The following is a 12043-nucleotide window of genomic DNA, read 5'->3' as shown; positions in this document are numbered from 1 at the left end:
ATCTCATCAAACACCGGGTCCTCGTTCGGATGGGGAAAAACTGAACAGCTCCCGTAGGGTTATTTGTGCAGAGGGCGTCTCTTACCCTGCCTGTGAGCAGCAAAAAGCCCCCACTTTCGTGGAGGCTTTTGCTGCTCAGGGACTAGGATTCGAACCTAGATAACCAGCTCCAGAGGCTGGCGTCCTACCGTTGGACGATCCCTGAAAATCTTAACTCCAATCTCGATCTCAATTTTCAACGAGCTCGGCTTTTTGGCACATACCAGCCGCATTTGTCAACACGGCCGGCCCAGGGGTCGATTTTTAAAAATCGATATAAAATGAGCAATAAACATGCATGATATCAATGACTTAAAAAAATCAAAAGGCCGCGCAACTTTGGTCCGATTCGAGCCGATAATAAATATGGATGTCCGACAACCAGTTGAAAATACAGGCTTCAAGCGTCCCTGTCTCCGGCAGCCTTGCGCTTGCCGAAGAGATCGTGGCCCTGCTCCTTCCGAGTCTCGAAGAACAGTACGGTCCCCTCTATCCGGTCACCAATCAGGACGGCACGGTAGATATCTACGATGATGGCGGTGATATCGTCGCCTCCATCGATCAGGACGGTGAACTCGTCATCCTCTGCGAGGAAGAGATCGAGGCGGATCCGGCCGAGTCCTGCGACCCGTATTCGCACAGCTGCTCCGATTTCCCTGAAGAGGATCTGTATTCGTACGACGATCCCTGGCTCGATCAGGACGATGCGGCGGCGCTGCAAAATTCCGCGAAGATTTTTTCCGATTCGTCCGAGGATGTCTTCTCCGAGGAGGCCGGCGAACCCGCGCCTCCGAGCGAACCGCTGATATCCCTCGACGATCCCGAGCCTCGCGCGGAGGAGCCGGTTCTGCTTGCGGCCGACGAAGTTGAAGTCCCCGCTTCTGCGCAGGAAGCGACAAGTGAAAAACAGGAAACCAAGGCGGCTTCGGCCGTAGCAGAACAGTCTGCCGAGCCTTCGCACGGAATAAGCGACAGCGGGATAATACTCCCTCTCGCGCAGAAAGATCTGCCGCCCGTCGTCTCCATTCTCGAGGCCGCTGGTTCCGAGATCGGGGAGCTGGCAAGGCGCGCGGTTTCGGAATTGAAGTCCGAGCTTGGGCTCAGGCCTGCGGCGGACGATAGCGTTCTGCGAGGCTCAGTGCGGCGCGCGGTTGAGAGCGCGGTCTCGTCGGTGGGGCGCTGCTTCGAGAGGGCCGAGGAGAAGGCCGGTCCTCCGATAGCTGTCCTGGTGAGCCGGTTGTCCTCGTGGCTCCGCGATATCTTCTCAGGGCACAGCGGGCCGTATCTGCTCGCTTCTGCTGAGTTGGGTTCCGACGCATCGGCCGGTTTCAATAAATCGGAAGAGGGAAGCGGAGGCCGGCGCGCGTCCGACGTCCGCACAGATGTTTCGTCACAATCAGGGCGTGCCTCCGGCCATGCCGGGAACATGCTCTCGGCGGGCGGCGCTGCCATGCAGGATGCCAACAGCGATCCGTTCGCCATAGCCATGTCGCAGGCGGACAAGGGCGGCCCTCCGTATTTCTTCGCGGCGATCAGCTATTCGCAAGCCTCTCCGGGGGGCGAGAAGTCCCCCCATGAGCGCGTGACTGCCGCCGGCTCTCAAGGGGATGCGCAGCATCATCACGGCGAGCAGGAAGGCGACGGCCGCGGCAGGGAAGAGTACTCATCGTCTGAAGAAGACCTTAAAGAAGAGCTTGAAGATTCCGCCCCTGTTTTCACATGACCGATGGATAAGCCTGTGGATAAAATCTCCTGATCAGCACCTTATCAGCCCGCGCACGGCGCAGACCCTCACTGCCCTATATTGAGGCGGAAATAATCGTTGATAATTAAGTTGTTGTCCCCTCAGAAGAGCTTTTCAAGTTCCGCTTTAAGGTTTTTCATGGCCTCTGCATTCTGTGTGGGCGCGTATGAGGATCTGCGCTTCTCGCCCTCTCTCTGAGGCTCGGGCATGATGATCTTGAAGCTGCAGAGCGCCTTGATGGCGTTGGCAAAGCCATCCTTTGTCACGGACTCGCGGAAACGAACCCTGCCCAGCTGATACATGTCGCCCCCTGCGGTGAGCATGTTGTCGATGAGCGTCCTCTCGTCGAGAGGGTTCTTCATGCGTTCCTCGGCGTATCGCGTGGCGACCCACAGCGTCTCGACGAACGGCCTTATCTGTGCGGAGAGAAGATCCATGATCCACAGCCCCGAGGTGCGCGGGATGAGCCTGCCGTCTTCGGAGCGGGCGATCGCCCCCATCTTCTCGAGTATGCGCGCGGACTTCTCCACGTGTTCGTCGATGCGACGGCTCGCCGCGAAGCGGAATTCGTGGTGCAACAGCACCTTCGCAGCGGCAATGTCCTCCGAGAGCTCCTGCACGGTCGGAGCGTCCTCGTGCTTCGCCCGCCAGAGCAGGAGCTTGCAGAGCACGCCGGGCGTCATGAGGAAGTGAACGACGCTGTTCCTGAAGAAGGAAAGCGGCACGCGCTTTTGCTCCTCCACTGCGATGAAGGGCTCCAGGGCGTCGTTTTTTATGATGACGACTTTCGCCTTCGCCAACCTGGCGACGGCCTCCTGAAGGACCGCCTCCGGCGAACCCGCCAGCTCCCTGGGTATCTCAGCGCCCTTTGCGGCGAGGCAGTCCAGTATCGCCTGTGAGTTGAGCTTAAACTGCGCCAGCGTGATACCGGTCCGGCTTATCGGCAGTATGGCCGCTGCCGCCACCGCCGCAGGCGTGACGACCGCCCTGCGGTTGATCTCATGGCAGATGCGCCACGCGTCTCGCTCCACTGCGCGGGGATCCCTGTCATCGCCGAGCAGCGGGATGGGCGAGCCGAAGCGCACGTATATGGAACCGTATCTGGCGTTTCCCTTGCCCAGATATTTCGTGAGTCCGACGAGTTTCAACCTCGATTCCTTTTCCTTGTTCGCCCCTTCGAGCTCGCGCATGTAGCTCTTGTGCTCGATCACGCGATCGTAGGTGATGGAGACCGGAACTATGGATGCGCCTTCCACACCGGCCTCGCGCGCGGCGCGCTTCAGCATGCCCAGCATCCCCATTTTGGGGGCCTTGAGCTTTCCGCTGCGGCTGCGTCCCCCTTCGATGAAGAACTCCTGGGATATGCCTTCCTTCATCATCACCTTGAGGTATGTCTGGAGCACGGCCCTGTAGAGGGGGTTGTCGCGGAAGGCCCTGCGTATGAAATAGGCCCCGCAGCGGCGGAAGATGCGGCCGAGCGGCCAGAAGGAGAGGTTGGTGCCGGCCGCGATATGGGGCATGGTCATGCCCCTGTGATAGAGTATGTATGAGAACACGAGGGAGTCCACGTGGCTTCGGTGGTTGGGGACGAAGATCACCGGACCCTTCGCAAGGGCGGCTTTCGCTGTTGCCAGGCCCTCCTCGTCCACGTCGAAGGCGTCGAAGAGCCTCTTGAGTATTCGGCCCATGAGCCTCTCCAGCAGCTCCACGTACGTGTAGTCCAGGTCCGCCACGATCTCGCGCGCGTAGCGATGCGCCATGTCGCGGAGATCGTCGGCGATCCTCCCGCGGTCGGCGGCGATCCTGCAGATCTCCCTGTCCAATTCGTCGTCCGAGAGCACTGTCTGGATGAACCACGATCTGGGCCTGAGCGGCGGGCCGGTCACCGTGCGTCTCTGCGCGTTCAGCGCGCCGAGGAGCTCGTCGCGTATGCGCCTGGCCATCTCCTCGTCGCTTATGCCCTGGTTTGCGGCCATGGAGTCGATCACTGAGATCGGCGCGCCTATGGAGGCCTGCGCGCGGCGGCGGTAGTTCTTCCAGAAGAGGAAGAACTTGCGCACGATGCCGGGTGATTCCTGTTCGCCGAGGAATATGTCGCCGAGGCTGCGCCTGGCCTTCGGCGGCCTGCGGCTCCACAGGAAGTCGAGCGGCACTACTATTATCGGCCGGGCGCTCGCGCGCTGCGCCTCGATGATGGCGAGCAGGGCGCGAAGCGGGCCCGTGAGCACGAGCTCCTCGTCGAGGAGATCGGCGGGCGGTATCCTGATGAGCACGCTCTCGCCATTCGCGATCATCTGGGGCAGGTATCCGTCGTAGAGCGGGTCGAGGATCCGGCCGTGTTTGCCTATCTGGTCTTCCTGCGACGCTATCGATCGGACAAGGTCGCCCGTCTTCATCCAACGTCTCAATGCCGTGGCGTTGGTATAGCGCGCGAGCGGGGCCCCGTTCTCAAGGAAGATGTGGTTGAAGTATGCGTACTCCAACTGGCCCACGTATTTTGCGATGTAGATGACCGTGGCGTTTGCCGATGCGTCGGCGAGCCTCTTGGCTTCGGCCGGATCGATGCTGATCCTTCGGAAGAATCGCGGGAGCAGGAGCCTCCAGAGCCAGTTGGGAGACGAGAGCATGGCCGAGGCATGCGGCGCCTGATCCTTCGGCGCTCCGAAGAAACCCGGGACGAGGCGGGCCATCGAGGACCATGCCGGATGAATGGACAAAAGCATTCGCTCGGTGATCGGACGCTCGTATTGTGTGATCGGCTGCATCTCGCCCGGCTCCTTCGGTATCTTTCGCTTCCTTTATCTGGTTTGGCCGGCCATGATGCAGTCTTTGAAAGAGCAATTCAAGGGTGAAAAGCCGGCCTGCAAATGGCGTTGAAATGGGCCCCGCGCCGTGATAGGCCGGTCGCACTCAGGAGGTGTCGTGTGGGACTGATACGCGCGCTGCCGGCGGACGTGGTGGAGAAGATCGCCGCCGGAGAGGTGGTCGAGAGGCCTGCATCCGTTGTCAAGGAGCTGGTGGAGAACGCGATCGACGCCGGAGCCGCCGCGATCTCCGTAGATATCGAAGGCGGCGGTTTGCGGCGCATCCGCGTCTCGGACGACGGTTGCGGCATGGATGCGGAGGACCTGGTCAATTCCCTCAGGCGCCATGCGACCAGCAAGATAACCAGCGCCGACGACCTCTGGCGGATATCCACGATGGGGTTCAGGGGCGAGGCGATCGCCTCCATAGGCGCGGTCTCGAGGCTCTCCATCGAATCGAGGGTGAACGATCCCCGGGTGATCGAGGGGGCGAGGGTCGAGGTGTCTGCGGGCGTCACCTTCGGCCCTGTGCCGGCGGGCTGTGCGCCGGGCACCAGCGTCATTGTCGGCGATCTCTTCTACAATGTTCCGGCGAGGCGCAAATTCATCCGCTCAGAGAGGGTGGAGGCCGGCCATGCGGTCGACGCAGTGTTCGCTGCCGCGCTCGCGTTTCCGCGCGTGAGATTCGACGTCAAGGCGGACGGCCGCAGGGAGACGCTCGCCGCCGCGGCGGGCGATGCGGACGAAGAGGCCGGCCGCGAGCGCGTGGCGGCGGTCCTGGGGAGTGCGTCGAGCGAAGGGCTCGCGTATATCTGCGAGAGCGCGCCCGGGCTTTCGATCGCGGGATTTGTCTCTGAGAGAGGCCGTGCCTCCGGCCGCGACGTGCACTTTTTCGTCAACAGGAGGCCGGTGAAGGACCGCGTGCTCATGCACGCGCTCTCCCAGGCGTTTGAGGGAAGGCTCGACCGCGGCGCTTCGCCCTCCGCGGTCCTATGGATCGAGATCGATCCGGCTCGCGTGGACGTCAACGTGCATCCCGCAAAACGCGAGGTGAAATTCGCCGCTCCGAGCGAGGTGCACTCGTTCCTGATGTCGGCCGTGAAAAAGAGGATCAGCTCGAAGGCGCCGGCCGTCTCTCTGCCGGCGGCTTCGACGGATGCGGGCGCTCCCGGCCCATCGACCGAGGCTCGCGCCCTGGCCGCCGTCATGCGCTTTGAACGCGACAGGTTGATTCGCGCCCCTTGCTTTACGGAGACTTCTCAGACTTCGTTTCCTGCGCAGGAGCCTCGCATGAGGCCACTCGGCCAGTTCGGCAGGGCTTATATCGCCTGCGAGGGCGAGGCAGGCGAACTGGTGATCATAGATCAACACGCCGCCCACGAGAGGCTGGGGTTCGACGCTCTCATCGCGCAATACGCCTCCGGAAGGGTTGCGCAGCAGAGGCTTTTGGTGCCCGAGCATGTGGAGCTGGCCAGGGCGGATGCTGCCGCTATCTCGGAGCGTGCGCAGCTGCTCGCCGAAGCGGGTTTTGAAATCGAGCCGTTCGGCGGCGGAACGATCGTGGTCAAGGCTGTGCCCGAGATCCTGGGGGGCTCTTCGGTATCGCTTTTGATGCAGAAGCTGGCTTTCGAGTTCGCCGAGATGGACTCCACGATTTCGCTGGACGATGCGCGGAAGCGCGTGTTTGCGTTGGCGGCATGCCACATGCAGGTTCGCGCGGGCGATGCGCTTGCTCCGCAGGAGATCGCGTCTCTCGTTCGCGACGTGGAGCGCGAGGCCGTGACCAGCTGTCCGCACGGAAGGCCGGCCCTGGTGCGCATCGAGAGAGATCAGATAGAGAAGTGGTTCAAGAGGACGTGAATTGAAAAAAATCATAATAATCTGTGGTCCCACGGCTTCCGGAAAGACCCGCGTCGGAGTTGAGATCGCGAAACGTTTCCGCGGGGAGATCATATCCGCGGACTCGCAGCAGGTCTGGCGCGGATTCGACGTGGGCACCGCGAAGCCGACGCGGGAAGAGCGCGCGGCGATCCCTCACCATCTCATAGACGTAGCGGACCCCTCTGAGCGCTTCGACGCAGCGCAGTTCGTCTCGCTAGCGGATCGGGCGATTTCCGAAATCATCTCGCGCAACGGAACTCCATTCGTCGTCGGCGGCACAGGCATGTATCTTCGCATGCTCATGCACGGGATCTGCGAGGCCCCTCCGCGCGACGAGGATGTGCGCGCAGAACTCGAGGCGGAGATCGCCTCCGTCGGATTGCCGGCGCTCCACGCGAGGCTTTCGGAGATAGATCCTGCATCCGCATCGCGGGTATCGCCGAATGATCGCACCCGCATAGTCCGCGCGCTTGAGATTCATGCACTCACCGGAGAGGCGCCGAGCGCATTGAGATCAGCGCACGGTTTTGCCGAGCGTAGGTACGAGGCCCTCAAAATCGGCCTCGATCTTACTCGTGATGAGCTGTATCGGCGGATCAATGCCCGCGTCGACGACATGATCGCCCGGGGGCTAGTGGCCGAGGTGAGGCTTCTCCTCGAGAAATACGGCCCCGGCTCACCGCCGTTCTCGGCAGTCGGCTACAAGGAGATCCTCTCCCATGCCGGCGGCAAGATCGATCTTGCGCATGCGGTCGAACTCATGAAGCAGAGCACACGCCGCTTTGCCAAACGCCAGCTGACATGGTTCAGGGCGGATCAGGAGATCAGGTGGTTTGAGGCCGCCGATATTGCGGGGATCGTGCAGGCCGTGAAGGATTTCATCGTTTGACATCATATTCTTTTCGATGTACCAAAGCCCGCAACTCATCGTAAATTCACAATAATAAGGAGGTTTAGGTGGCTACGATTCTCGAAGTGCAAGGTCGTGAAATACTGGATTCCCGCGGCAACCCGACGGTTGAAGTCGATGTCCTCGCGGAGGGCGGAATACTCGGCCGCGCTGCGGTTCCGTCCGGCGCCTCCACGGGCGTGCACGAGGCGGTGGAGCTGCGCGACGGAGACAAAAAACGCTACCTCGGCAAGGGCGTGCTGAACGCCGTGGAGAACGTCAACACGAAGATCCGCAAGGCGCTCAAAGGGATGCCGGTCACGGGGCAGCACGTCATAGACTCCACGCTCATCGAGCTGGACGGCACGCCCAACAAGGGCAAGCTCGGCGCGAACGCGATACTGGGCGCGTCGCTGGCAGCCGCGAGGGCGGCCGCTATCCACCAGGCCAAGCCGTTCTCCGATTACATCGGCTCGCTCTACGGCGCGCGCAACTCGACGCTCTTGCCGGTCCCCATGATGAACATACTCAACGGCGGCCAGCACGCGGACAACAACGTGGATATCCAGGAATGGATGATCGTGCCTCTCGGCGCGCCTAACTTCCGCGAATGCCTGCGCATGGGCGCCGAAATCTTCCACAACCTCAAAAAGGTGCTCAAGGATATGGGGCTGGCCACCTCGGTCGGCGACGAGGGCGGGTTCGCTCCCAACCTCAAGTCCAACCAGGAGGCGCTCGACGTGATCATGAAGGCGATAGACAACGCGGGCTACAGGCCGGGCGAGCAGGTCGCGCTTGCGATCGATTCGGCGGCCTCATCCTTCTACGAGAACGGCGTCTATACGCTCGATGCGGAGGCCAATCCCAAGAAGAGCGCCGAGGAACTCATCAGCTGGTACGAGGGGTTGATCGCGAAATATCCGATCATCTCCATCGAGGACGGGCTGGCCGAGGACGATTGGGCCGGCTGGAAGCTCATGAACCAGAGGTTGGGCGATAAGATCCAGATCGTGGGCGACGACATCTTCGTCACGAATCCCACGAGGCTCAAACGCGGCATCGAGGAGAAGGCGGCAAACTCCATCCTCATCAAACTCAACCAGATCGGCACGCTTTCCGAGACGCTGCAGTGCATACGCGACGCGCACACGGCGAAATTCACCACCGTCATATCGCATCGCTCGGGCGAGACCTGCGATTCCACGATCGCGGACCTGGCGGTGGGCGTGAACGCTGGCCAGATCAAGACGGGCAGTGTTTCGCGCTCGGACCGCATAGCAAAGTACAATCAGCTGCTCCGCATCGAGGAGCACCTGGGCAGCCGCGCCTCGTTCGGCGGCAGAAAGGTCTTCGCGCGGTGACGGCCGGGGCGGTTCGCGTGAGGGAGGAGAGGATCGACATCCTTCGGTTCGAGCCCGGCGACATGGACGAACTGATGGAGATCGAGAACCGCTCGTTCTCTCTCCCCTGGTCGCGTTCTTCATACGAGGAACTCTGGCCGCTCGACTCGATCGAGATCTGGATCGCCAAGGCAGGCAGCGAGATGCTCGGCTACTATCTCGTCCAGAGTGTGGGAGACGAGGCAGAGCTCCACACCTTCGCCGTGAAGCCGGAGCATCGCCGCCGCGGCGTCGGGCGCATGCTCCTGGATCACATGATGGGCAAGGCGCGCGAGAAGGGCGCACGCAACATATACCTTCAAGTCAGACCCTCGAACGCGCCGGCGCGCGCTCTTTACGACAAACTGGGATTCAAACCGGTGGGCCTCCGCAAGAGGTACTATCGCGACAACGACGAGGACGCGCTGGTGATGAGGTTGGAACTGTGATGCAGGAAAATATTACAACCATAGCATCGCGCGAGCCGATGGCCGAGGACGCCTTCAGACTTCGCTTTGCGGTGGATTGGAAATCCTTCGACCCCGGCCAATTCGTTATGGTTGAGATCCCGGGCCATGACGTCTTTCTCCGCAGGCCCTTCGGCATCGTGCGCCTTGAAGATGGGCTCGCGGAGATCTGCGTCAAGATAGTCGGCAAGGGGACGGCGGCCCTATCGAGGGCGCCTGCCGGCACGCCGATCCGCGCGACCGGCCCCTGCGGCAAGGGCTTTCGCCTGCCTGACAAAGGAAAGACGGCTGTGCTGGTGGCCGGCGGCTACGGGATCGGACCGCTCTTTGGAATGTGCGAGTCGCTCAAGAAGAGAGGGGTCGATGCCGTCTTATATTACGGCGCGAAGACGAAGGCGCACCTGCTCTACATGGACGAGCTGAGAAGGATAAACGCGAACGTCGTCGTCGCCACGGAGGACGGGTCGAGCGGCGAAAAAGGCGTAATCACCGACCTCCTGAAAAAGGGAATCAGCGGCGTGAAAGACCCGGCGCTCTTCTCGTGCGGCCCGCACGGCCTGCTCGCCGCGGTGGCGAAACTCGGCATGGTCGCAGGCGCGCCCGTGCAACTTTCGATGGAGAGCTACATGGCTTGCGGCGTGGGCGTGTGCATGGGCTGCGTGTGCAGGGATGCGAAAGGGAACTTCGTGCGCGTGTGTCGCGAGGGCCCGGTCTTCGATGCGAGGGATTTGAAATGGAGCTGAATGTAAAAATAGGCAGGCTTGCGCTCAAGAACCCGGTCATCGTGGCCTCGGGCACGTTCGGCTACGGCGAAGAGTTTTCCGAGTCCTTCTACGAACTCGCGAGGCTCGGCGCCGTCGTGACCAAGGGTGTTTCGCTCAAGCCGCGCGCGGGCAACGAGATGCCGCGCGTGATCGAGACCGCCTCCGGAATGATAAACGCGATCGGGCTCGCGAACGTGGGGCTCGACGTTTTCGTCTCAGAGAAGCTCCCGTTCCTTGCCAAACAGAAGGCCGTAGTGATCGCCAACATATTGGGCTCCACGATCGAGGAATACGCGAAGGTCGCGGAGGGGCTTGCGCCTCACGAGGGCGTGGCTGCGATCGAGCTCAACATCTCCTGCCCGAACGTCAAGTGCGGCGGCATCGCCTTCGGCACTGATCCAAAAGCGGCCGCCGATGTCACGAAGGCTGTGCGCAAATCCTTTCCCCGCACCCTCATCGTCAAACTCTCTCCCCAGGCGTCGTCGATTCCGGAGATGGCCAAGGCCGTGGAAACAGCGGGCGCTGACGCGATCTCCCTCATCAACACAATCCCCGCGATGGCGATCGACGCGAAAGCCCGCAGGCCCGTGCTTGCGAACGTCACGGGCGGACTCTCCGGCCCCGCGATCAAACCGATCGCGCTGCGCATGGTGTACGAGGCGGCGCGCGCTGTGAAGATCCCGATCATCGGCATGGGCGGTATAATGACAGCCGAGGACGCGATCGAGTTCATGCTCGCGGGTGCGACTGCGACCCAGCTCGGGACCGCGAACTTCGTGCGCCCCATGTCCGCAATCGAGATCATCGACGGGATCGAGAAGTGGTGTCGCGAGCAGGGAATCAAGAAAATCTCGGACCTCACAGGCGCGCTTCAAGTCCTATGAATGAGACCAAGGTTCACAGGATCGCTGTGGATGCAAAGGACAGCGGCGAGCGCCTGGATGTCTTCATCTCCTCGCATCTTTCCGACATAACTCGTTCCCAAGCCAAGCGCCTGATCGAAGAGGGCCAGGTCACGGTAGACGGCAAGGCTGCCAAGTCTTCGCATGAGGTGAAGCAGGGCGAGGGCATTGTCGTGAATGTCTTGCCGCCTGTTCAACCTTCCGCTGTCCCGCAGCATATCCCGCTCGACATCCTTTTTGAGGATTCCGACATCATAGTGGTCAACAAACCCGCGGGGCTTGTCGTGCATCCGGCCGCGGGCCATCCTGACGGCACGCTCGTGAACGCGCTGCTTGCGCACTGCAAGGACCTCTCAGGGGTCGGCGGCGAGCTCAAGGCCGGCATCGTGCATCGCCTCGACGTGGGCACCAGCGGTACCATCATCGCGGCCAAGAATGACGCTGCGCACGTGGCGTTACAGAAGCAGTTTCAGGCGAGGACCGTGGAGAAGATCTACTGCGCGCTCGTGCTCGGCTCGATGGATGGGGACAAGGGTTCCTTCGATTCCGCCCTCGGTCGTCACCGCATCGAGCGCAAGCGCATCTCATCGAACACGCGAAAGGGCAGGGAGGCGCTGACCGAATGGCGCGCCATGGAGCGCTTCGGCACGCAGCTCACCTGGGTGGAGATCACGCTCAAGACCGGACGGACGCACCAGATACGCGCGCACTTTGCAGAGGCCGGCCATGCGCTCGCGGGCGATCCCCTCTATGGAGGGGAGCACAAGCTCAAGAGGATATCGGATCCCAGTATGCGCATGGTCGTCGCAAAGCTCGATCGGCCTGCGCTGCATTCCTGGAAACTATCGATCGATCATCCGCGCACAGGCGAGCGCATGCAGTTCATCGCCCCGCTGCCGGATGACATTGAAGGGCTCTTGAATGATTTGAGGAAAATATGCTCATGATCGAATCAAAAGTTTTTGTCTCGGTTCCTCGCCTCATCCATGGCTTTGGCGTAGGGCCGTGCGAGATAGACGACATGGTGGGTCCCGAGATGCGCGTCTTTGAGACTGATCAGATGCACGGGAAGCGCGTGGTGCGCCTGGAGGATGTGAGAGGGGAAGGGGTTGTCGAGGCAGATGCGTTTATCACAAATGAACCGGGGATTGTTTGCCATGTGCGTTCTGCAGAC

General features: G+C 61.5%; 10 protein-coding genes and 1 tRNA gene. 9 read left to right on the top strand and 2 right to left on the bottom strand.

The window, feature by feature from the left end; translation table 11 throughout:
* Positions 1–134: 134 nt before the first annotated feature.
* Positions 135–205: transfer RNA gene (locus WC683_16790), tRNA-Gln, on the bottom strand.
* Positions 206–409: 204 nt separating this feature from the next.
* On the opposite strand from WC683_16790, the gene WC683_16785 reads away from it, so the two are divergent.
* Positions 410–1762, top strand: coding sequence for a hypothetical protein (locus tag WC683_16785; GenBank protein MFA4974266.1), 1353 nt, complete (start codon positions 410–412; stop codon positions 1760–1762).
* Positions 1763–1884: 122 nt separating this feature from the next.
* Here the strand turns inward: WC683_16785 and WC683_16780 are convergent, their stop codons facing one another.
* Positions 1885–4548: a 1-acyl-sn-glycerol-3-phosphate acyltransferase gene (locus WC683_16780; GenBank protein MFA4974265.1), complete on the bottom strand. Its 2664-nt coding sequence runs from the start codon at positions 4546–4548 to the stop codon at positions 1885–1887.
* A 159-nt stretch (positions 4549–4707) separates the two neighbouring features.
* On the opposite strand from WC683_16780, the gene mutL reads away from it, so the two are divergent.
* From mutL to WC683_16740, 8 genes are all read left to right on the top strand, one after another.
* Positions 4708–6447: a DNA mismatch repair endonuclease MutL gene (mutL, locus tag WC683_16775; GenBank protein MFA4974264.1), complete on the top strand. Its 1740-nt coding sequence runs from the start codon at positions 4708–4710 to the stop codon at positions 6445–6447.
* A gap of 1 nt (position 6448) precedes the next feature.
* Positions 6449–7357: a tRNA (adenosine(37)-N6)-dimethylallyltransferase MiaA gene (miaA, locus tag WC683_16770; GenBank protein ID MFA4974263.1), complete on the top strand. Its 909-nt coding sequence runs from the start codon at positions 6449–6451 to the stop codon at positions 7355–7357.
* A 68-nt stretch (positions 7358–7425) separates the two neighbouring features.
* Positions 7426–8718, top strand: a complete 1293-nt coding sequence (gene eno / locus WC683_16765; protein MFA4974262.1) for a phosphopyruvate hydratase — start codon at positions 7426–7428, stop codon at positions 8716–8718.
* Between the two features lie 17 nt (positions 8719–8735).
* Entirely contained in the window at positions 8736–9185 is a 450-nt protein-coding gene (gene rimI / locus WC683_16760) for a ribosomal protein S18-alanine N-acetyltransferase (GenBank protein MFA4974261.1), read from the top strand.
* Positions 9185–9946 carry a dihydroorotate dehydrogenase electron transfer subunit gene (locus WC683_16755; GenBank protein MFA4974260.1) on the top strand — a complete coding sequence of 254 codons (762 nt, stop codon included), beginning with the start codon at positions 9185–9187 and terminating at the stop codon, positions 9944–9946. Before rimI ends, WC683_16755 begins: the two co-directional genes overlap by 1 nt.
* On the top strand, positions 9937–10851 hold the full coding sequence (locus tag WC683_16750) for a dihydroorotate dehydrogenase (protein ID MFA4974259.1): 915 nt from the start codon (positions 9937–9939) through the stop codon (positions 10849–10851). Before WC683_16755 ends, WC683_16750 begins: the two co-directional genes overlap by 10 nt.
* Positions 10848–11816: an RluA family pseudouridine synthase gene (locus WC683_16745; GenBank protein MFA4974258.1), complete on the top strand. Its 969-nt coding sequence runs from the start codon at positions 10848–10850 to the stop codon at positions 11814–11816. Before WC683_16750 ends, WC683_16745 begins: the two co-directional genes overlap by 4 nt.
* Positions 11813–12043, top strand: a 231-nt coding sequence (locus WC683_16740; protein ID MFA4974257.1) for a laccase domain-containing protein, incomplete at its 3' end; no start/stop codon positions are given. The genes WC683_16745 and WC683_16740, both read left to right, overlap by 4 nt.

It is taken from the genome of bacterium (assembly GCA_041648665.1).
GTDB lineage: Bacteria > UBA10199 > UBA10199 > 2-02-FULL-44-16 > JAAZCA01 > JAFGMW01.
The sequence above is the reverse complement of the archived record's forward strand: the minus strand, read 5'-3'. Positions and strand labels throughout refer to the sequence as shown.